21 protein-coding genes are annotated in these 22,544 nt (G+C 46.1%); 12 read left to right on the plus strand and 9 right to left on the minus strand.

Annotation, left to right across the window (positions count from 1 at the left end; translation table 11 throughout):
* Nucleotides 1-3: 3 nt before the first annotated feature.
* Genes BLS69_RS02025 through BLS69_RS02065 form a run of 9 tightly spaced genes read left to right on the plus strand, consistent with a single transcriptional unit; the run spans nt 4 to nt 9,044 of the window.
* Entirely contained in the window at nt 4-855 is an 852-nt protein-coding gene (locus tag BLS69_RS02025; protein ID WP_091013879.1) for a 3-hydroxyacyl-CoA dehydrogenase family protein, read from the plus strand.
* A gap of 19 nt (nt 856-874) precedes the next feature.
* Nucleotides 875-1,924 (plus strand): HAD-IIIC family phosphatase, encoded by a 1,050-nt coding sequence (locus BLS69_RS02030; protein ID WP_091034793.1) that lies wholly within the window; start codon nt 875-877, stop codon nt 1,922-1,924.
* A 15-nt stretch (nt 1,925-1,939) separates the two neighbouring features.
* Complete coding sequence (locus BLS69_RS02035) at nt 1,940-2,203, plus strand: acyl carrier protein (protein ID WP_091028302.1); 264 nt, start codon at nt 1,940-1,942, stop codon at nt 2,201-2,203.
* Complete coding sequence (locus tag BLS69_RS32040) at nt 2,200-3,084, plus strand: hypothetical protein (protein WP_176872545.1); 885 nt, start codon at nt 2,200-2,202, stop codon at nt 3,082-3,084. Before BLS69_RS02035 ends, BLS69_RS32040 begins: the two co-directional genes overlap by 4 nt.
* Before the next feature lie 25 nt (nt 3,085-3,109).
* Nucleotides 3,110-3,850, plus strand: a complete 741-nt coding sequence (locus BLS69_RS02045; RefSeq protein WP_091028304.1) for a thioesterase II family protein — start codon at nt 3,110-3,112, stop codon at nt 3,848-3,850.
* Between the two features lie 35 nt (nt 3,851-3,885).
* Nucleotides 3,886-6,219 carry an ABC transporter permease gene (locus tag BLS69_RS02050; RefSeq protein ID WP_091028307.1) on the plus strand — a complete coding sequence of 778 codons (2,334 nt, stop codon included), beginning with the start codon at nt 3,886-3,888 and terminating at the stop codon, nt 6,217-6,219.
* Nucleotides 6,220-6,231: 12 nt separating this feature from the next.
* The gene (locus tag BLS69_RS02055; protein WP_091028310.1) at nt 6,232-6,999 is read left to right on the plus strand and encodes an ABC transporter ATP-binding protein; all 768 of its coding nucleotides are present in this window, start codon (nt 6,232-6,234) and stop codon (nt 6,997-6,999) included.
* 60 nt (nt 7,000-7,059) lie between these two features.
* The gene (locus BLS69_RS02060; protein WP_091028312.1) at nt 7,060-7,695 is read left to right on the plus strand and encodes a TetR/AcrR family transcriptional regulator; all 636 of its coding nucleotides are present in this window, start codon (nt 7,060-7,062) and stop codon (nt 7,693-7,695) included.
* Nucleotides 7,696-7,715: 20 nt separating this feature from the next.
* Nucleotides 7,716-9,044: an MFS transporter gene (locus BLS69_RS02065; protein ID WP_091028315.1), complete on the plus strand. Its 1,329-nt coding sequence runs from the start codon at nt 7,716-7,718 to the stop codon at nt 9,042-9,044.
* A gap of 161 nt (nt 9,045-9,205) precedes the next feature.
* Here the strand turns inward: BLS69_RS02065 and BLS69_RS02070 are convergent, their stop codons facing one another.
* From BLS69_RS02070 to BLS69_RS02080, 3 genes are all read right to left on the minus strand, one after another.
* Entirely contained in the window at nt 9,206-10,030 is an 825-nt protein-coding gene (locus BLS69_RS02070; RefSeq protein ID WP_036668529.1) for a carbohydrate ABC transporter permease, read from the minus strand.
* 1 nt (nt 10,031) lies between these two features.
* Nucleotides 10,032-10,904, minus strand: coding sequence for a carbohydrate ABC transporter permease (locus BLS69_RS02075; RefSeq protein WP_091028318.1), 873 nt, complete (start codon nt 10,902-10,904; stop codon nt 10,032-10,034).
* A 100-nt stretch (nt 10,905-11,004) separates the two neighbouring features.
* Nucleotides 11,005-12,309, minus strand: a complete 1,305-nt coding sequence (locus tag BLS69_RS02080; RefSeq protein ID WP_256332210.1) for an ABC transporter substrate-binding protein — start codon at nt 12,307-12,309, stop codon at nt 11,005-11,007.
* 168 nt (nt 12,310-12,477) lie between these two features.
* Between BLS69_RS02080 and BLS69_RS02085 the strand changes: the two genes are divergently transcribed.
* Both BLS69_RS02085 and BLS69_RS02090 read left to right on the plus strand, forming a co-directional pair.
* On the plus strand, nt 12,478-14,364 hold the full coding sequence (locus BLS69_RS02085; protein WP_256332211.1) for a sensor histidine kinase: 1,887 nt from the start codon (nt 12,478-12,480) through the stop codon (nt 14,362-14,364).
* A 4-nt stretch (nt 14,365-14,368) separates the two neighbouring features.
* Nucleotides 14,369-15,178: a response regulator transcription factor gene (locus tag BLS69_RS02090; protein ID WP_091028324.1), complete on the plus strand. Its 810-nt coding sequence runs from the start codon at nt 14,369-14,371 to the stop codon at nt 15,176-15,178.
* Here BLS69_RS02090 and BLS69_RS02095 read toward each other — a convergent pair whose 3' ends face one another.
* The 4 genes from BLS69_RS02095 to nirB form a co-directional block, all read right to left on the minus strand.
* Complete coding sequence (locus BLS69_RS02095) at nt 15,179-15,808, minus strand: YfbR-like 5'-deoxynucleotidase (protein ID WP_091028327.1); 630 nt, start codon at nt 15,806-15,808, stop codon at nt 15,179-15,181.
* Nucleotides 15,809-16,092: 284 nt separating this feature from the next.
* The gene (locus tag BLS69_RS02100) at nt 16,093-16,875 is read right to left on the minus strand and encodes a formate/nitrite transporter family protein (protein WP_091028330.1); all 783 of its coding nucleotides are present in this window, start codon (nt 16,873-16,875) and stop codon (nt 16,093-16,095) included.
* Between the two features lie 49 nt (nt 16,876-16,924).
* The gene (gene nirD / locus BLS69_RS02105; protein ID WP_091028331.1) at nt 16,925-17,251 is read right to left on the minus strand and encodes a nitrite reductase small subunit NirD; all 327 of its coding nucleotides are present in this window, start codon (nt 17,249-17,251) and stop codon (nt 16,925-16,927) included.
* 58 nt (nt 17,252-17,309) lie between these two features.
* Entirely contained in the window at nt 17,310-19,739 is a 2,430-nt protein-coding gene (nirB, locus tag BLS69_RS02110; protein ID WP_091028334.1) for a nitrite reductase large subunit NirB, read from the minus strand.
* A gap of 275 nt (nt 19,740-20,014) precedes the next feature.
* Between nirB and BLS69_RS02115 the strand changes: the two genes are divergently transcribed.
* The gene (locus BLS69_RS02115; RefSeq protein ID WP_036615169.1) at nt 20,015-20,722 is read left to right on the plus strand and encodes a metal-dependent hydrolase; all 708 of its coding nucleotides are present in this window, start codon (nt 20,015-20,017) and stop codon (nt 20,720-20,722) included.
* A 226-nt stretch (nt 20,723-20,948) separates the two neighbouring features.
* Here BLS69_RS02115 and BLS69_RS02120 read toward each other — a convergent pair whose 3' ends face one another.
* Nucleotides 20,949-21,272: a hypothetical protein gene (locus BLS69_RS02120; RefSeq protein WP_074095924.1), complete on the minus strand. Its 324-nt coding sequence runs from the start codon at nt 21,270-21,272 to the stop codon at nt 20,949-20,951.
* 160 nt (nt 21,273-21,432) lie between these two features.
* A complete protein-coding gene (locus BLS69_RS02125) occupies nt 21,433-22,506 on the minus strand; it encodes a M42 family metallopeptidase (protein ID WP_074095923.1) in 1,074 nt (357 codons plus the stop codon).
* Nucleotides 22,507-22,544 lie beyond the last annotated feature (38 nt).

A 22,544-nucleotide genomic window follows, 5' to 3' on the forward strand; every position in this document is an offset into this window, starting at 1 on the left:
GGTATGCATAATCGACTCATTGCAATCATTGGCGCAGGGGTGATGGGATGCGCCACGGCACTGGATGTCGCGAGGGCTGGTTATCGTGTAATTTTGCAGGATATTTCGGCGTCGGTCATCGAACACGCCCCTGATGTTATACGTCGTGAATATCGTTCAGCTTGTTTCCTGAAGCAAGGGTACGGTCAGGTGCCCTTGGATCAGATCATGGAACGAATCTCGTTCCAGACACAAGATGAAGGTGTGGAAGAGGCAAGTATCATTATTGAAAATGTAACCGAGAACCTGGAGTTGAAAAAGGAAGTTTACGCACGACTATACCACACGGCTCGTCCGGATGCTTTATTTGCGCTAAATACAAGCTGTATTTCCGTGACAAAGCTCGCTTCATTTTTGCCTGACCCAGGTCGAGTCATTGGGGTGCATCTGATGAATCCGGTTCCCGTTAAATCCATGGTGGAGGTGATCAAAGGACATCATACAACGCAGGGTACGGAACATGAGATGGTAGCGTTTTTGGAAACTCTTGATAAAAGTCCAGTTGTCATAGAGGATCTGCCTGGGTTTGTCTCTAATCGCCTCTCGCACTTGTTAATGAATGAAGCGGCGTACATTGTACAGGATGGAATCGCTACACCCGAGCAGGTGGACGCCATTATGAAGAAGGGCTTCAATTATCAGATGGGGCCGCTGGAGACGGCGGATCTGATTGGTCTGGATACGGTCGTGCATTCATTGAAAGTATTGTACGACAGCTATCAGGACCCCAAATTCCGATGCTGTCCGATGTTGCAGAAAATGGTTGATGCAGGACAGTGGGGGCGGAAGACGGGTCAAGGATTCTATGCCTACTAAGATGAAGGGTGGCATGACCATGGAAAAGCTCAAGGATATCAAATGCATCGTTTGGGATCTGGACCACACCATATGGGATGGAGTTTTGCTTGAATCTGCAGATGTGCAACTGAAGCCGGGCTTAAAGGAGGTGATTGAAAAACTGGACCAGCGAGGTATTTTGCATTCTGTTGCCAGTAAAAATGATGCAGAGCTGGCTTGGACGAAACTAAACGAACTGGGCATCGCCGAATATTTTCTATATCCCGAAATCCATTGGGATGCGAAGTCTGTCTCTGTTCAGCGGATTCAGCAGAACATTAATATCGGTATGGATGCCATTCTGTTTGTGGATGATCAACCTTTTGAACTGGAAGAAGTGCAAAGTGTACATGCTGACATTCAGGTACTTCATGCGGATCAATATGAAACCATGCTTGATGACCCAAGGCTGATGCCCCGATTCATTACAGCCGACTCTGCGTGCAGAAGGCAGATGTATCAGGCGGATACGCTCCGTAAACAGGCTGAGGAACAGTATGAAGGACCTTCAGAACAATTTCTGGCTACGCTGGGCATGAAATTTTCCATCTACGAGGCTACTGAGGATGATCTTCAACGTGCAGAGGAACTTACCGTTCGCACCAATCAGCTAAATGCAACCGGAATTACCTACAGTTACGAGGAGCTGCATCAACTGATGACCTCGCAGGACCATATGTTATTGGTGTGTGAACTCGAAGACAAATACGGGACGTATGGCAAAATTGGGCTTGCACTTATTCACATGCAGCAGAAAGTATGGCGGCTAAACATGCTTCTGATGTCTTGCAGAGTGATGTCCAGGGGAGCAGGGAGTGTACTGCTAACGTATATCATGCGTGAAGCTCAGAAGCAGGGCAAACAGATGCTTGCGGACTTCAGGGATACCGGAAGGAACCGGATGATGAATATCAGCTATCGCTTTGCCGGTTTCAAGCAGCAATCTGCAGATCAGGAAGGAAGAGTACTGTTTCATCATGATTTGCAGCAGGCTGTAGAGTTTCCAGACTACATTGAGGTTTTAGTGCCCGAGGGGCAACATCAATAACAAGGGGGAAGGGCAGTGGATTATCGTCAGGAAATTCGGGAGTTTATCGGGAACAACCTCACCATGGATCATGAGGACGCTCAGATTAATGATAATGACAATTATTTTGAGCAGCGGTTCGTCAATTCGCTCTTTGCGATGCGTTTGGTGGACTTTGTAGAGCGTAGATTCCAGATTGAGATAGCAAATGAAGATCTGGATTTGGCGAATTTCTGCACAATTAACCGTTTGCATGATCTTATTGAGAGAAAGTTGACTGAGAAGGAGGCGGCACTATGATTACAGCTAATCAGGCATCCATTCGTCCAGTCACAAGTCCGGCAACCAGCCCGTCCAACAAATATATGTATTTGTTTTTGGGAATTTCCTTTGGCACATGTTATGGAATCGCAAGTTTGTTCATGTTCTTTGCGGATTTTATTGTACCCATAACAGGTGAGTTAACCCTGATGCATCCACTTGCGATCGTTGCTCTGTATTCACCTTCCATTGCCGGATTAATTACATGTTATGTGATGGGCGGAACGGAAGCATTAAAAGGAATGTTTATGAAGCTGGTTCCGCGCAGACAGGACCTGTTCTGGATACCGCTCATTATTGGAATTTCCATCATCTTTGCATCAACAATGCACTTTGGTTCCTTGTTATTCGGCATACCGGTCCCTGAGTTGACATATAGTGTACCTGAAATGATCTGGTTGGGGATTGTGAATCTGATCAAGGAGACGGGGCTGATTGGTGGGCTGTTTGGCTGGATCGGATTTTTGCTTCCATTCTTGCAAGGGAAGTTAAAAAATAATATAACAAGTGGTCTGATTACCGGCCTGTTGTTCGGATTATGGGTGCTTCCGGGATACTTGATTTCCTCTTTTGGCACCTCAACCACTTACATATACTACGTTGTTCAGCTTATGGCATTTATCGTGTTCCAAAGTTATATCTTCAATGCAACCAAAGGTACACTTCTGTTTTATCTGCTTGCATTCTGGCTTGTAGCCACAGGAAGTCAAATTGATTTGTACTACTTTAATCCGCAAGTTCAAATTATGCAATTCTTCTTTTTTGTAATATCGGCTATTGTCATACATGTCATCTTCAAGCGTAAAAATGTGGATACTTCACTTCAGACATTCCCTGCATATGTTCTGGAAAGAAAGTAAGCCTGGTTATGGTGGTGAATAAGTGATGGAACCGATCTACTTGGAGCAGCTACAAAAGGGGGAGGGAAACAGACAAATAGTCTGTTTTCCTTATCTCGGTGGGAACTCCAACAGTTTTCAGCCCCTAGTGCCTTACCTTCCTGACACGGAAATTTGGGCGTTTACGCCCCCGGGTCATGGTCTGAACACCGAAAGACCCCTGGAGCATATGCAGCAACTCGTAGAACTGTATACCAGCAAGCTGCTGGATGTTATACAGCCCGGCAGTCTGTTATTTGGACATAGTCTGGGAGGAATTACAGCCTACTTCGTTGCGCAGCGCTTATGTCAGGAACGTCCAGATGTAGCTAAAACGCTACGGCTTGTGTTATCTGCCTGCAACACGCCTGACGAATGCGGGATGCAGAATTATGATCGGATGTCAGACGGAAATCTGATTGATCATCTGTTTTCCTATGAAGCTCTTCCGCAAGAACTGATACACGAAAAAGAATTATTGAATTATTTTCTGCCCGTCATCCGGGCGGATTTCAGGATGCTGGAATCTGCAGCAACGCTTGAGTATGAGCCGCTCTCATTGCCGGTGTTGTATCTGTGGGGAGAACGAGATCGTACCGTTACCCTTCAATCAGCGTTGAGATGGGGCCGATATTTTAACACACCCATGAAGCTTCAAACCATCAAAGAGGGTGCTCACATGTTCATGATGCATCAACCTTCAACGGTGGCGCATTGTCTGACAAGCTTTATGACTCCAGATAAATAGGAACAACTTGTAGATGAGAGGAGCCATGTTCGTTTATGCTGCTACGAATGCTGAGAAACGATATAACGAGAAAAAAAGGGATTACGGCTGCGTTATTTATTTTTGTGCTGCTGGCCGCCTTGCTGGTATCTTCGGGGTCACGAATGATTATGGAACTGACGAGTTCCATCCAATATCTATTTTCTGAATCCAAAACACCACACTTTGTGCAAATGCATGCCGGAGAACTCGATCAGGCCAAAGTGAACACATGGGCTGAAGAAAATGCCATGGTCCAGCAGCATCAGATTGTGGAAATGGTCAACATTGACGGCTCTAATCTGTTTCTCGGAGCAGAGTCCGAAAAGAACAGTGTTATGGACATTGACTTTGTTACACAGAATCAGGGTTTCGACTATTTGTTGAATCTGGACAGTGAGATTATTCAGGTTAACGATGGCGAGATCGCGATTCCGGTATATTACATGCAGCAAAATAAATTGAGCGTGGGCGACCAGGTTCGGATCGATAATGGTCAATTTGAGCGTTCTTACACCATCGTTGATTTTGTCCGTGATGCTCAGATGAATCCATCGGTTGTGCACTCCAAACGTTTTATTGTGAGTGATGGGAATTTGCAGGAATTGAAGCAGAGCATCGGAGAGATGGAGTATCTCATTGAATTCCGGTTGACCGATCCCGGACTGACGAGTGAATTTACCCAGGCTTACCAAAATGCCGGACTTCCCAATGCGGGTCCAGTCGTAACCTATGGGCTGTTCCAGGTACTGAATGCGATGACCGACGGAGTTATTGCAGCCGTTATTATTTTGGTCAGTCTTGTACTGATTCTGATCGCGATGCTTTGCATCCGATTCACAATGCTTGCGACCATCGAAGAGGATTATCGTGAGATTAGTGTCATGAAAGCGATAGGGATCGCAGAGAAGGATATTAAGAGACTATATCTGATGAAGTATGTATTTATGGCGGGATTTGCATCCGTGCTTGGTTACATTGCATCACTTGGCGTTAACAGACTATTTGTTTCCAACATCATGTTGTATATGGGAAAAGCACCTGCAACCCTGTTGCATTTCGCGATTCCGTTATTAGCTGCTGGAATAATATTTGCCATGGTTGTTCTGTTCTGTCGAACGGTACTGCGGCGTTTTCGTTCCATCTCCGCGGTGGATGCTCTCCGTACCGGGAGCCTTGGAGATACACAGATCATTCGAAACCGGCTCAGTTTGTCTCGCAATCGCTGGTCTTCCGTACCTGTCTTTCTTGGTCTGAAGGAAGTCATACAGCGAATCAAGATGTTCCGATTATTGTTGTTCGTCTTTGTAGTCAGTTCATTTATCATGATTGTGCCGGTCAATTTCCTGAACACTTTGCAGGCGCCAAGTTTTATCTCTTATATGGGTGTTGGACAAAGTGATATTCGCATTGACTTGAGGCACACAGATGATGTGGAGCAGCGTTATGACAATCTGGTTGCCCAGATCCAAAATGATAAAGACATCAAAACGTATTCCCCATTGGTGACAAGCCAGTTCAAGATTAAAAATGCGGAAGGAAGTTACGATAATCTGAGTGTAGAAACTGGGGATTTCAGTATTTTCCCATTGTCTTATGTTAGCGGTAATGCGCCAACAACCGAGAATGAAATTGCGTTATCTGATGCAAACAGTAGCGAGCTGCACCTGAAGACTGGTGAGCAACTTACCTTGCTGGTTAATGGCAAGGACCAGATGATGACGGTCAGCGGAATATACCAGGACGTTACAAATGGTGGCAAAACGGCGAAGGCCTTATTACCTTACAACAAGGATAGTGTGTTGTGGTACGTGGTCAGTTTGGATCTGAATAATCGCGGGGACATGGCTACCAAAATTGCTGAATATGAGGCGGCTTTCTCGCCAGCCAAAGTAACCGATCTTCAAGGTTATCTGGATCAGACGTTAGGCGGAACCATCCAACAATTGAAATTGGTGACGATGCTGGCCTTGGTCATCGGTGTTTTCATATCTATTTTAATTACAGCACTGTTCCTTCAGATGTTAGTAGCCAAGGACAACAACGACATTGCTGTACTAAGAAGCCTTGGGTTTGCCTTGTCTAAAATCAAGTTCAAGTATGTCGTGATGTCACTTGTCATATTAATCTTAGGGGTTGTTACTGGAACGATATTGTCGAATACGTTGGGTCCGTTGCTGGTTAGTGCCATTATGTCGACGTTCGGTGCTTCCAATATTGTTTTTGTTGTTAACCCGTTACAGGCATATATCTTATGTCCATTGTTACTTGCAGGCACGATTGTACTAACAGCATGGATTAGCATCCAATCGATCAAGGAAACGAGCATATCCAAAATGATTGTCGAATAGGGAGGATCAACGATGACAACTATACTTGAGGCTAAAGACGTGAATAAATCCGTAGCGATCGGCGAGAATGAAGAACATAACATCTTAAAAGATATCAACCTTCAATTAAAAAAGGGAGAATTTGTTTCCATCATGGGGCCATCTGGCTCAGGTAAGTCTACCTTACTGTACAACATAAGTGGTATGGATCAGATTAGCGCTGGAAGTGTCTATTTTAATGGCAAAAAAATATCGGCATTTCAGGAGAGGGATCTGGCAAGTCTACGTTTGACCAAGATGGGGTTCATCTTTCAAAATATTCATCTGCTCAAAAATCTGAATCTATTAGACAATATCGTACTTTCCGCGTATCTGGCCAAGAATAGCAGCAGAGAAACGATTAATACACGGGCGATGTCATTAATGAAAAAAATGGGGATTGATGAGCTGGCCGGGCATAACATCACCCAAGCCTCAGGCGGACAGCTTCAACGGATTGCCATCTGCCGTGCGCTGATTAATAATCCAGATATTTTATTCGGCGATGAACCAACGGGGGCGCTGAATTCCAAATCAACGTATGAGATCATGGATATTCTGGGCGATATTAATGCAACGGGTACAACCATTCTGCTGGTGACCCATGATGTGAAAGTCGCTGCCAGATCTGAACGTGTGCTGTTTATGATGGACGGTAAGCTGGTTGCAGACAAAAATATTGGAAAATATGCAAGAGAGCGTCAGGATCTGAAAACAAGGGAAAGCCATTTGGCGCAATGGTTGACTGAAATGGGGTTCTAAAAAAAGAACTCCATGACTACAATAGACCGACAGTCGGTCGAACGTATCGGAGGCCAGGATATGAGACTGATAAAAAACCCGGAAGAACGCAGGAATGAAATTTTGGATGCCGCCGAGATTCTGTTTGTAACAAAGGGATATACCAAAGCTACGGTCATGGATATCCTACAGGCGTGCAACATTGCCAAGGGTACATTTTATTATTATTTTCAGTCCAAGGAAGAGGTTATGAACGCCATCGTTATGCGTTTTATTCTGAGCGGGGAGGCATCGGCTAGGCACTTGGTGTCCGATCCCAAACTGAATGCCCATGACAAAATTTTTCGCATCATGATGGCGCAGAATCAGCCAGACGGCAGAAAACATGATCTCATCGAGCAATTGCACAGTGTTCATAATGTGGAGATGCACCAAAAGAGTCTTGTAGAGACGGTAATTCGATTAAGTCCCATCTTGGCCGAGGTGGTAGAGCAGGGCATTCAGGAGGGGGTATTTCATACACCTAACCCAAAGGAATCCATCGAATTCCTGCTTGTATCGTCACAATTTTTGCTGGATCGAGGCATCTTTCAATGGGAGGAGGAAGAACTCCAAAAAAAGGTTGAAGCATTCACACATATTATGGAACGTGTGCTGGGAGCAGAAAAAGGAAGCTTCGCCTACGTCACTCGTCTTTATTTTCCGAATCAAGGTTAGCCGAGAAAGGAGTATCATCCATGGAACATACCGTTCAAAAATCATTTAAAAAGTTTCTGGTAGTATGGTTCGGTCAGCTCATCTCCATGATTGGGATTGGACTGACAGCCTTCTCCCTGGGGGTGTATGCCTTCGAAAAAACGAATACGGCAACAAGTGTTGCATTGATTACCTTATTCACGTTTCTGCCGAATATCCTGCTTCGACCTATTGGAGGTGTATTGGCAGACCGATTCGACCGTCGGACGATGATGATTATCGGCGACCTGGGGTCGGCAGCCGGTTTGATTTTCATTCTGTCCATTATGCTCACAGGTGATATCCAATTATGGCATATCTACGTGGGAGTGGCCTTTAGTTCCGTGTTTTCCGCGCTGCAGAGCCCGGCATATAAGGCCTCTGCTACGGACCTACTGGATAAGGATCAGTTCTCGAAAGGAAGCGGTCTTGTACAACTGGCTGAATCCTCGAAGTTTCTGTTTTCACCCATCATTGCGGGCATTCTGCTTAGTATAACAACCATTGAAGTCATTCTGGTCATTAATATTCTGACATTCCTGGTTGCCATTCTAGCTGTGCTGGTTATTCGGAAGAGCATGAAGGTGGAGCGAGAGGATCAAGAAGACAAAAACTGGATCACCGATATGCAAGAGGGCTGGAGGGAAGTTGTAACCAACAAGGGAGTACTGTTGCTGGTGGTGATTATTTCACTTGTCACCTTTTATCTAGGATTCCTGGAGACACTCATTGGTCCGATGCTTCTGTCATTCACGGATGCAAAGACACTTGGAACGTTTCAGTCTGTTAGCGCCATCGGCATGCTGATTAGCAGCTTATGCATCGGCATATTTACAATAACAAAGAGATACGCAAGTGTGCTTGTGATGGGTCTGATTTTGTGCGGTTTGTCCTTCTCGCTTCTGGGGATATCCACCAACATTTATTTTATTATCTTCGCAGGTTTTCTGTTCCTGTCATCGCTGCCGTTTGTCAATATGAGCGCAGATGTGCTGGTGCGAAACAATATCGCCAACGAAAAGCAGGGCAGGGTATGGGGAATCATTGGTATTCTGTCACAACTCGGGTTTATTATCGCGTACAGTTTGGCTGGATTTCTGGCCGACCATGTGTTTAATCCGTTGCTGATGGAGGGGGGAGCACTGGCTTCGTCTGTTGGTCAAATTATTGGAACTGGGCCAGGCAGAGGTATTGCCTTTCTGTTTATCATCGCGGGTCTGTTTGTTATTCTGATCGCAATAATCACATCCCGTTTGAAAATGATCAAATCTCTGGAGCAGAGCCCAGATATAGCGGCTCCATCCGATGTTGGCGGATTGGCGCACGATTAATTCGAATCCAACAGCGTAAGCCCTTGTCCGCAGCAGCGTGTGATACTTCTTCTGGTCGAAGAAGTTATTCACACGAGAGCAGACAAGGGCTTTTTTGTGCTGAGGAGTCAGCAGATGTACTTAGACAAGATGTGTTTGTGTATTTGGATTGTCGGTGGAGCTTACCCTTTAACCGCCCCTGAAGTTAGTCCTCCTACAATATACTTTTGCCCAATGAGGAACACAATCAACACAGGCAATGACGTGAGCACGATATCGGCACTGACCAGATTCCACTGGGCACTGAATTGTCCAAAGAAGTTATATACAGCCAGCGTCATCGGCCACATCTCCACTGTATTCAGCATATAGAGTGGGGCAGTAAACTCATTCCAGACACTCAGGAAATTAAGAACAAATACCGTTACCAGCACCGAGGTTAACAAAGGTACAATGATTCTCAGGAACAGCTTGATTCCATTACATCCGTCCATGATCGCGGCTTCATCCAGCTCCTTCGGGATGTTAGACACAAACGCATACGTAATGAACAGTGAGATCGGAATCCCCATGGCGGTGTAGAGCAGAATCATGCCGACATGTGAATTGATCATACCCATGGACTTCATGACTTCCATCAGCGGTATGTAGTTAAGCGGTAGGGTGATACCAAGAATCAGGAAGAAGTATAGAAACTTGCTGAGCCTCGAATGGTTGCGGGATAAAGTGAAGGCCGAGAAGGCCACAACAAACACTAATAACAGGGAAGAGGCCCCGGAATGCAGCAGACTGTTGAAAAAAGAACCGCCCAAATGTCCCTGTTCATACACAATTTTGTAATTTTCGAAGATAAACTTCTCGGGCAGCGTCAGCTTCAGCACTTTGGCCTCGGCGTCCGACTTGAATGAATTCAGTACAATGACCACAAAAGGAATCAAGACCACCAGGCTAAGCAGCCAAGCGAGTGCATTTAACCCGATCGAAGCCAATCTTTTTCTCAATCGCATGTCAGTATTCCACCTTTCGGTTCATCAAACGAATGATGAAAAAGGAGATGATCGCCATGATGACAAACAGAATGGTAGATAGCGCACTCCCCAGTCCCCAATACCCTTTGGCAAAAGAGGAATAGACAGCCGTGTTAATGACATCTGTTGCGTTACCGGGGCCACCGTTGGTTAGCACGTATACGGCATCGAATACTCTCAGCCCATACGTAATATTGAGTACCGTGGCGATGGTAATGGTAGGCATCAGCATCGGAATGGTGATCCGGAACAGCTTTTGCCCAAATCCGGCGCCGTCAATGGACGCTGCCTCGTAATAATCCCGGGGGATGGCGAGCAGTCCGGCGATGAACAGCACCATGATGTACCCCATGCCTTTCCACGTGTCCACTGCCATGATGGATGGCATGGCCCAGGTTAGGGAGCCCAGCCAGTTCTGGGCGAGAACATCCAGCCCTAATGAACGCAGGGTTACGTTAACGAACCCGTTGTTTGGGTCGAGCAGACTTTTGAACACAAGCCCAACAATCAGGAACGACAGCACCTGTGGGGAGAAGATGATCATCCGGTGCAGATTCGCGGCCTTTACACCGCTGACCAGCAGCAGGGCCAGAAACAAGCCGAGAACCGTCTTGGCGATGGATGTAACCAGGGTGAAGAGGACTGTGTTTTTGATAAAAAGCAGATAGGTCGGATCACCCGCCAGAATAGTGCGGAAATGCTCCAGACCGATAAAGTTCTTCTCCGAACTATAACTATTCCAGTCAGTGAAGGAATAATAGATGCCCAGCAGGGCGGGAGCAACGATGAACAGCAGATATAATACAATCGCTCCAGATGAGAAATACCAGGGATAGATTTTGTTTGCATTCATAACCGGTAACACCTTTCCTTCCTGCCAAAATACATGAGCGGGCAAACGCCCGCTGCATGTAACACTGTTCAGCGTTTATATTTATCTGAAATATGCGCTGTTACTGCCACTTCTCATCTTTCAGCACTTTGGCTTGTTCAGCACGACGTTTATCAATATTTTGCAAAATCTGATCCGGTGTCATTGCGCCAGCGAACATGCCTGACAAGTCCTTGCCAATATCCATCCATTGTGGATCAATATATTTCACAGCGGCCTGCATGACCGTACCTTTTTCATGATTTTTCTCATAATCAATATAGTCCTGTGTCAGCTTAGGTTCGATTTCCGGCCAGCAGATCGTCAGATTGCCTTCACCTTCATCGAACACACGTTGCAGATGATCATGCTCTGTAATCCAGCGGAAGAATTTCAGCACTTCTTCAGGATGTTTACTGTTTTTGTTACCAAACATGGCAGCTGAACCGCCGGGATTCACACCAATCGTCTGATTATCTCCCCACGGCATGACAAAGAACCCCATATTGTCTTTCATTGCCGGATACGCTTCGGAAACTTCCTTTTCCGTCCCTGGAACCCGAAGCAACATAGCAGCTTTTTCCTGACCAAACGCTTCAATTCCCGCTTCTACCGTATTGGACAAGAAGTCTTTGCCGAAATAACCGAGATCCGCAAATTCTTTTAACTGTTCAATGACCGTCTTGAGTTGCGTCATATCTGCGACTTTCATCTCATTGTTATTTAATTTCTCGTAGGTTCCCGCTGTTGTTTGCTCATAGTTAGGTCCCGTTTCGAACAAAGGCAGAACCTGATACCACCCGCTGGCAGGTGCCTGATAGAACGGAATAATGTCTTTATCCTTAATTTTCTGGCTGATCGCCTTGAATTCGGCATAGGATGTAGGAGGCTCTATGCCGAGCTCTTGGAAGATACGTTTGTTATAGTACACATACCAGATTTTCGTTGGCGCAAAAGAAACCCCATACACCTTTTCATTGTGACTGACGGTTGGCAAAATCTCTTCAGACATCCGACCTGTGAATTCCTCATTGGTTAGGTCAATGGCATTTTCCTCTGGTCTTACGTTAGCCGGCATGCTCAGTGGGTCCACATCAACATTGAAAATGTCAGGTGCTTCGCCAGAGGCCAGCTTTACCTTGATCAGGTCACGCCACTGTGCGTCAGGTACGACCTGAAAATCAATTTTGACACCGGTCTCCTGCTCATATTCCTTGGCCATCGTTTGCATGATGCCTGTACGCGGTATACCGGATTGGCTTGTTCCAAACGTGAGAGTCACCTTACCCGAACCTTCCGTACTTTTACCTGAGTTGCACCCGGCAAGCAGCAGAGTGGAGAGCAGGAGCACACTTGCAAGCGAAAATAGAAATCGTTTTCTCATCATTAAACCTCCCGGAATATAAAGAAAATTGTCACTTGCCGAAACGCTTAATGTAAGCGTATTCTTATGTGGATAACTTTACTGTGAACAGCGGATGTGCTCAATAGACAAAAGCGTTCAGTTGGGTGGACATTTTCGAATGGTGTGACAGATATCATCATAGGACGAGGTGTGTGGGAATTGCGATATCGATTTGGAACGCTTCAGCAAAGTCTGTTTGCCTATTACTCTGCGGTATTTATTATCTTTTCGCTGATTGTGGCGGGGCTTCTGTATGTTTTTCTCGCAAGTGACATTCGTCATCGAAGTGAAGAACAACAGAGACAACTGGGGGTGTCAATCGTCAGTAACCTGGATCAGGAAGTGGTGAAAATGAACAACTTCTCCATGAATATCGTGTACTCCAATCTGGTCAAAGAACACTTCAGTCACTACTTGGCACCAGCGGAGGATAGCGAGCAGACAATGACGAGTGATCCGGCATTGTATAAGGATACAACCACACTAATTGATGTCATTCTCGCGATCATTAGCAGCTCCAATACAGCCAAACAGGCCAATATCTATGATGTAAATGGCAAGATGCTGGGAGCGGGTGCATTCAACGGTCAACTGTCTGTGGATCTGACTAAGCGACCGTGGTACAAGGAAACCTGGGAGCGGAGCGGCTGGCGGGTGATTCAACTGTTAGAGGGGGGAGCTTTGCCCATGCCAACAGGTGAGGGGAGATCAGATCAATCCTACATTTCCCTTACTCGGGTGTACAAAGATGGCAACTATGTCAGCCAGGGTGTTGTTGAGATTTTGCAGGATGCCGGAACCCTGTTCCAGCATTTGAATGATTTGCAGGCGAGTAACGATGATCTTCGGATCTATGTAGTGGATGAACAAAATACACGGTTGTATCCACTTTCTTCGGTTGATGATGCTTCTCAAGCTAGCCACTTCGATGATGTGGACTTGATTCAGAATCTTTCATTTCCACCGGATACGATGCAGGAGATCACCGATCCGTTGAATCATTCCAAACAGATGATGACGTACATGACGTCACAGGAGACAGGATGGACCGTTGTTGTCATGCAGTCCAAACAGTCCCTTTTCGCGAGTCTCAACCGGATGGCTGTGATGTTTATCGGTGCGACGTTAGCTACTCTCATGCTGATTCTGGTTCTCTCGTATCTAATCTCCAAACGGGTTACATTGCCGCTACATCGCTTGCAGCGCATTATTCAGAAAACGGGTGAGAATGATCTGGTATCGGGTCAGGATTCCGGTCAGTTGTTCAAGCTGGAGCATCCCGGTTCTATCCGGGAGATGGATGAGCTAAATGATACGTTTATCCGGCTGAATCAACAGCTTGTGCAATCGTTTCAGGACAGGCTGGCGATGAAATCTCAGGAGACAGAAGCGAGATTACTGGCGCTGCAATCCCAGATGAACCCGCATTTTCTCTATAACAACATCACAAATATTAGCATCATGGCGGAAGAAAGCATGAATGAGCAGATTGTCGCGTTCTGCGCCAATATTGCGTCTATGCTGCGTTATATTTCTACTCCGGGAAAGAGTGGGGTTCCACTGTCTCAAGAATTGGATTATTGTGAGCGATATCTGGAGTGTACGAAGATTAGGTTTGAGGATGATCTACACTACGAGTTTCATATTCCGGAAGAGATGCAGCTTATCCAGGTTCCGATGCTGATGGTACAACCACTACTCGAAAATGCCATGAAATATGGACTGGGTGATACCCCGCCATGGAAACTGAATATTACTGGAGATATGGATGCGGAACAGCAGACCTGGCAGATCCACGTGGAAGACAACGGGCCTGGCATGGAACCCGAAGCACTTGCCAAGATCATGCATTACATCGAACAATCACAGGAGTGGGAGCGTATGCCTGACCTTGAAATTAACGGAATGGGACTCAAGAATATATGGGTCCGATTGAAATTATGGTATGGCACGGCAGCCCGCATGCAGATTAGGAACAAGCCTTCCGGCGGTGTCCAGATTACCATAGGTGGTTCCATTGGAAAGGAGCATGACTGAACCCATGACAATCAAATACAGAACGATTATTGTGGAAGATGAAGCCCTGATTCGCCGGAATGTCTCACGCAAATTCAGAGAGTTGGACACCCGGTTTGAGGTGATTGGTGAAGCGCGGAACGGTCAGGAAGCGTTACAGCTCATTGAACATTCCGTACCTGATCTGGTTGTAACGGATATACAGATGCCGGTAATGAATGGATTGGAACTCGCCAAACATCTGTATTTTGCCTATCCGCATGTGAAAATTGTCATTCTGAGTGGTTATCATGAATTCGAATATGCGCGGCAGGCGATCAGTTACAAGGTGGAGGATTATCTGCTCAAACCATTATCGGAAGAACAGCTTCGGACACTGCTGGATGCGATGGAATTGAAGCTTGGGAGCGCTGTGGATTCGCTTGCCCATGTCAGTGCCGTGCTGGATGAACAGGTGAAGCCGGAGGATATCGCAGAGGCCGTTAAGTTGTATTTGAAGCAGAATTACATGCATGAGATTACACTCCAGGACATGGCAGGACAGATGCATTTTAGTGTGGACTATCTGGGAAAGTGTTTTAAGAAAGTAACGGGCGAGACTCCGCTGAAATATATGACAGGTCTGCGGATTAATGAAGCGAAGCGTATGCTCGTCACGCACGAGAATATGGATATCAAGACCATTGGTGGAGCGGTAGGGTATAGTGATTCCCACTATTTCGGCCGGATTTTCAAAAACAAAACGGGCATGTACCCTAGCGAGTACCGACTGCAATTGCAGGAACGAAAAAAAGCCCTGTCCATGGATGATGAGAACCATGTTGACTTGAGCTGATTACTGGGCCAGAGCTTCTTCGGTTATTTTGCGAATATCAAACGGGGAGCGGATACCTTCATCGATCATGTCGGGGAGAATCTGTTCCAGGAAATACTGCACACAGTGGAGGTCGATATTTTTGATTTTGACCAACGCATAACGGTACATAACGATAAATTCTTTCTCCGTATTGCCACGTTGGAGCTCAGCAAAGGCTTCATATACTTGATCCATCTTGTCTGCGACTTCGAGAATCAGTCCTTCGACCGATTGGTCTTTGCCTTCACGCAGCTGTCTGCGGAAAATAGGCTGGAACTCTTCAGGAATATTTTCATTAATAAAATGTTCAACCATACCTTCTTCCACCTTCTGCAGCATCGAACGCAGCTCCAGTGAATAATGTTTGACTGGTGTTTTGATATCACCGATGAAGATTTCGCCATAATCATGACTGCTGGTAATTTCGTATAACTTCTTCCAATCGATTGTGGTTCCATGTTGCTCCTCAATATCTGCGAGCGTTTTGGCGTACTGTACGACTTTCCAGGAATGGGCGGATACGCTGTGTTCTTCGAATTTGAATTTGCCAGGTGTGCGAATAATACGTTCAAGATCATTCAGTGACCTGAAGTACGTATGGATTCCCATATAAGCGTTCATCCTTTGCTGGTTGAATATAAGTGTGAGTATCCATCGACTATACGCCAGTTATGTCAACTGTGGATTAACGCGTATAGCGACAAAAGTAAAATGAAGTTTTAATTCTCTATAGAAGGACGAGAGGGTGAAAGGGAAACGTACGAGAGGGTAGTAGCTTAACGACAAACAATAAAAAGCCACGATGTGTGATTGAACGTGAGTTCGGCATCCATCGTGGCTTCAGTGTGGAGATGTTGTGCTCTAGCGCTACATAAGTGCAGTTAAATCAAAAATTATGATTTTTTACGTACCGGAGAAGTATACCAGTACGCCATTCCAACAAAGAGGGCACCGCCGATGATATTACCAAGCGTTACCGGAATCATGTTATGGAACCAACCTGCCATCGTGATTGTATCCGGGTGGTTTGGCAGCAACCAGGATAAAGAGAGCAAAGTCATATTGGCAACACTGTGCTCATAACCACTTGCGATAAATGCGTACAGACACCACCAGATAAGAACAAGTTTGGCGATATCTTCTTTGGAGCGAGCTGCCATCCAGATCGCCAGACAGACGAGCCAGTTACACAGAATGCCTCGGAAGAACAACTCAGACACGGGCGCCGCCATCTTTTTGGCAGAGACGACAAACAGCAGATGTTCCGGTGTGGCCGTTTTGAACAGACCGCTACCGACAATGAGTAGACTTAATAGAATTGCGCCGAGCAGGTTACCAACAAAGACGAGCCCCCAGTTCTTCAGCGTTTCGTTCACTGTGGTTCGGCCAGCCAGCGTACTCATGGTGAAGAACATATTGTTACCTGTAAACAATTCCGATCCGGCAAAGATGACCAGCGTGAGGGCAAGTCCGAAGGACATGCCCATCAACATGGTTTGCAGTGGTGACTGTGCCGCAAGGAGCGGAGCACCAATACTGAAGATCAGAACGATGCCAAGCCCTACATAGGCACCAGCCATTAAGGCAGCAACCATATAACGTGGCAGGCTTGCGTTCATTTGATCCCGTTTTTTAACCGCAGCTTCAATAATTCCCTCAACACTTGGTGTATACATCACGGTTTCCCCCATTATTTTGCATCAATCTTTGAACGTTTCAATGGAGCTATATTTCAATCCAGACCTGGCCGTTCTCTACCTTCACCGGATACATCTGTACTTGACCGTTGTCCGGTGCTTGCACAAGACCGGTAGTCAGGTCGATTTTCCAATCATACAGCGGATCGTACAGATAATGCCCGGACACGATGCCTTCAGCCAGCGGTCCACCTTTAGGGTGGGGGTTGTGATTATCTGCAGCGAAGATGGTACCATCCGATGCACGAAAGACAGCAAGCTGATGATCCTTAATTTCAACTACTCTTCCGATTCGTGGCAGGAATTCTTCAACTACTCCGGCAGGGAAGTAGGTGCCTGATTGTTTTGTCGTCATCTTAAACCACTCCTTATCTATATTTAACATTCCGGCAGCATTAATCTTGCGAGCTTACTTATGGACGAGCCGATACTTCGATACCATGGAACATTTTGCTTTGGCCTTCTTTATTGCGAATCGCTTTTTGCCAAGGTTCTTCAACATGCTCAAGTGCAAATTCAATTCGTTGCATCAACGATTTGCGTTCCTCCAGGTTATCCACGACAACCGAACGAATATGCTCCAGACCCATGCGTTCCACCCACTCGGACGTCCGTTCCAGATAGTTACCTGTCTCGCGATAATATTGCATGATGGCTCCGCACAGTTCAATCAACTCGTCATCCGTTTTCACTTTGCATAAGGAATCAGCCAGTCTAGCTTTAATACCGCCGTTACCACCGATGAAGATTTCCCAGCCTCCGTCGTTACCAACGATACCGATATCTTTGGTACATGCCTCTGCACAGTTTCGCGGACAACCGTTGACAGCATATTTAAACTTGGCTGGCAGATCCAGACGTTCGAATTTTCGTTCAATGCGAGCGCCCATAGCCATGGAATCCTGTGTACCGAATCGGCAGAATTGGGAGCCGACACATGTTTTGACCGTACGCAGCGATTTGGCGTATGCATAACCTGAAGGCATATCCAGTTCAGCCCAGACTTTGGTCAGATCTTCTTTTTTGACACCAATCAAGTCGAGACGCTGACCGCCAGTCACTTTGACTGCTTTCACATCATATTTGACTGAAACGTCAGCGATACGTTTGAGGTCCGCTGGTGTAGTCACCCCGCCATACATCCGAGGTACAACCGTATACGTTCCATCCTTTTGAATATTTGCGTTCATCCGTTCGTTAACAAAACGGGATTCTTTCTCATCTTCGTGTGTGTCTGGTGCAATCATGCCAAGGTAGTAGTTGATCGCCGGACGACATTTGGAACAACCTTCAGGTTGACTCCAACCCAGTACATTCATGACCTCTTTGGTCGTTTGTAATCCTTTTGCACGAATCTCGGCTACAATCTCATCCCGTCCCATGGAAGTACATCCGCAGATGCCCTGTTTGGCTCCAGTACTGAAACTGTCACCAAGTACATATTGCAGAATCTGTTCCACAACTGGTTTACACCCACCACAAGAGCGGGTTGCACCGGTACAAGCTTTGATTTCATCTACAGTGGTAAGGCCCTGGTTTGTAATGACATCAACAATGGTTCCTTTGGTTACCCCGTTACATCCACAGACGATCTCGTCCTCGGGCATCGTTTCAACAGAGGTTGCTTTCTTATGACCGCCGCAGCCTGTACCCATGAGTGAGCCATACAATTCTTCGGTCATTTCGGTTTGATTTTTAATCAGTTTCTGCAATTCGGCAGAATCCGTAATGTCACCGAAGAGAACAGCGCCGACCATTTTATTATCACGAAGCAGAATTTTTTTGTAAGTCCGTTTCCAGTCATCTTTGTGCGAAATGACGGTGTGCTCTGGGCTGTCGATGAATTCACCAGTTGAAAACACGTCCACACCCGAAATTTTCAATTTCGTGGATACTACGGAACCTTCATACGGAGCCGTTTCAACCCCGCAGATATGTTTCGCCAGAATCATACCTTGCTCGAACAATGGGGCAACGAGGCCGTAACATACCCCGCGGTGCTCTGTACATTCCCCGACCGAGTACACATTCTCAAGTGAAGTCTGCATATAGTCATTCACGACAATACCCCGGTTCACTTCCATACCGCTTTCGCGGGCTACAGCCGTATTGGGTTTGATGCCTACAGCCATGACCACAAAATCAACATTCAGAACCGTATCATCTGCAAAACGTATCCCTTCAACGCGTTCGCCGCCCAGCAGTTCGGAAGTCTGCGCACCCATCTTGAACCGGATACCCTGACGTTCGAGTTCTGCTTTCAACATGGCTGAAGCTTGTGGATCAAGCTGACGCTCCATCAGATCCTGCATCAAGTGCACTACGGTAACTTCCATGCCAAGTTGTACCAAACCTTTGGCAGCTTCAAGGCCTAGCAGTCCGCCCCCGATAACGGCCGCTCTTTTGTACTGTTTAGCGGCATCGAGCATGACATTGCAATCGGCGATATCACGGAAACCGACAACACCTTCTTTGTCATGTCCAGGTACTGGGAGAATAAAGGAATTGGAGCCAGTCGCAATGATGATTTTGTCATAAGGAACGCGAGTTCCATCTTCAGTCACAACTTCATGGGTATCCGAATCAATTCGGGTTACGGTTGTTCCTGTATGGAGGGTAATACCATAATCCTGATACCAGTGGAGATCATTCAGTACGATGTCATCCAGTGTTTTGCTTCCTTCCAATACATAGGACAACATAATGCGGTTGTAGTTAGGGTAGGGCTCTGTGCCAAAAACAGTAATATCAAATCGCGTAGTTAATTTTAAAATTTGCTCAACGGTACTGATTCCTGCCATTCCGTTACCTATGATAACGAGTTTCTCTTTTTTTCCGTTCATGTGTGTATGCCTCCTTGGATAGACGCTGTACATTACCAACAATTTTAGTGGTTTATATTTGAAATTATACAAGTAGTTGACGACAGTTTATGTGATTTAATTCACTAATAAAGATAGAAGAGTCATAAATATAATAGTGTGAGCCCCATCACAGAAATTTATATTTATTTTCATACAAATAAGAAATGCGAACTATTGTTCTTATTTTGTTTTCGTTGTAAAATCGGAACTGGGCCGTATTGTTCCCGATTTCTTCGAAAGGACGTTTTTGCATCATGATGGGAAGATCCCACCTTATTATCGGGACAGGCGTGTCACTTTCTGTTCTGCAGTTGGCCGGTATGCCAGTGACAGCGCCGGCAGTTACGGTTGCACTGATTGGTTCGTTATTGCCTGACATTGATGAGCCAAATTCGCTGCTGGTATCCAGAGCCTTGCCTAACAGTCTGATCAGGTTGTTACAGACGATTCTGTTGCCCACAGCTGTATTTGTGTACTTCTATGTTCATGCTAAACCATGGAACCTGTTGCTTGCGATCCTCATTGCGCTCGTGTCATTCCTGCCTTCGCGGTCGCTTCGCAAAGTGTTGATGTTTGCGATTGGACTCGGGCTGGTGTTCTACGGTCACGCATTTGCCCCGTGGAATCTGATTGCAGGTAGCCTGCTTATGCTGTGCACCACGCTAACTCATAGGGGATTGACGCATACCTTATATGGAACTGCAATATGGGCCGGCTTACTTTACAGCACGACCCAGCAGCAGGGACCGGAGATCTGGGTAGCGGGAGGCACGGCATATGCGATGCATCTGTTGGCCGATTCACTAACCAATCGGGGGATTCGTCCGTTACCACCGCTCAAGTGGCGCATACGGGTGAATCTGATGAGTACAGGGACCAAGCGTGGGGCCGTTGTAGAGAATGTCTGCATTGTGCTTACCCTTATTTTGGCCTGGATTGCATTCTCGCCGCTATTTCTGTAATGACCAAATACCAGTCCTGTCTAAGGACTGGTATTTCATTTTTTTGTTCTTTTACCTGTAAGCCATGAGAGGATTATGGGGGTCAACTCGTTGTTGGCGTGCTTGATAAACCGTCAAGATCAGAAGAGCCAAATGCAAATAAAACAACAAGAATAAGCACAATTAATAGCTCGGCAAATCCGATTCCGTCAAACTCGGACATGACATCCACCTCATTTCTTGGCCACTAAGAATTAATTCTCTGTTGAAATGCCTGTATAACATCATTAAGCGTCATATCGCCGCCAGTTTCATCCAGGAATTGTACCAGTTTGTCTGAATTGGAGGGTGTGACCTTTTGAAGTGTTTTATATTGACCAACCAATTCTACAACCAATGTAGCCTCACGAAACAACGTGACAGCATCCACTCTCAACTTTCCGCTCACCAATAGCGCTGCTACAATCAGTTCGAGATTTTTCCCTTTAAGGCTTCCATTAAGGAGGGTATTAGCAGCATTTGGTTTTTTGTTAGAACCTTTATTTGATTTTCCGTTCCTTCCCACTGCCATAACAGGTCCCCCACTGGTTGGTGTTTAATTCATCTTCCGTTATTGTATCTTATGTGTAATTCCCTATAATGTTCGGCCTATTAATCTATGTGTCCAATTCATATAGTTGTGGATATAAAAAAGAGACCTCCCGAATAGTTAGGAGGTCTCTTGTCAACTGTTACGCGTTATTAATAATGGTATTCATTGTTGTCCGATCCAGACCTTTGACCAGTTTCACGATCAGTTCTTTGGCCGCATCGTAGTCATCCGTATGAATAATGGAAGACGAGGTGTGGATATAACGAGCGCAGATACCAATAACTGTTGATGGTACACCAATTCCACTCAGGTGTACTTGACCTGCATCGGTACCACCTGGTGAGATGAAATACTGCATTTTGATCTGATTGGATGAAGCCGTATCTTGAACATATTCCACCATTCCACGATGGGTGAACATACCCGGGTCAAAAATACGAAGCAATGCGCCTTCTCCGATATGTCCAAATGACTGTTTGTCACCTGTCATATCATTCGCCGCGCTACAGTCAAGTGCAAAGAAGATATCAGGCTGAATCAGATTGGCCGCCGTACGTGCACCGCGAAGCCCCAGTTCTTCCTGAACCGTTGCACCAGCGTAAAGCGTGTTAGGCAGTTTTTCCTTGTGCAACGCTTCAACCAGTTCAAGTGCAAGTCCTACGCCGTAACGATTATCCCATGCTTTGGCCATGATTTTTTTCGGGTTCGCCATCGGCGTGAATTCACAGATTGGCACGATCTGCATCCCTGGATGAATGCCCCAGGATTCTGCTTCCGCACGGTTGTCTGCCCCAATATCGAGATACATGGAATTCAGATCAACAGGTTTGTTCCGCTGGGACTCGTCCAGCAAGTGTGTAGGTGTAGAACCTACAACTCCGGTAATGCGACGATCCGGTGTGATGATTTCCAATCGCTGAGACAGTACAGCCTGACTCCACCATCCACCCAGTGGACGGAATTTGACCATACCCGTTTCCGTAATGCCTGTAGTCATGAAACCAACTTCGTCAAAGTGTCCGGCTACCATAACTTTAGGACCGGATTCCTCCCCGCGTAATACACCAAATAGACTCCCCAGGCGATCCTGGACGAACTCATCGGTATAAGCGGAAAGCTTATCTTTCATCCAGCCGCGAAGCTCACGTTCAAAACCGGATGCGGAAGGGAATTCCGTCAACGTACGGAACATATCCATCGTTTTTTCATTCATGTGTCAACAACTCCTCTGTTGGTATGTATTTCAGGTCA

Origin of the sequence: Paenibacillus sp. CF095 (genome assembly GCF_900101225.1) — a bacterium.
In the GTDB taxonomy this organism is placed as follows: domain Bacteria; phylum Bacillota; class Bacilli; order Paenibacillales; family Paenibacillaceae; genus Paenibacillus.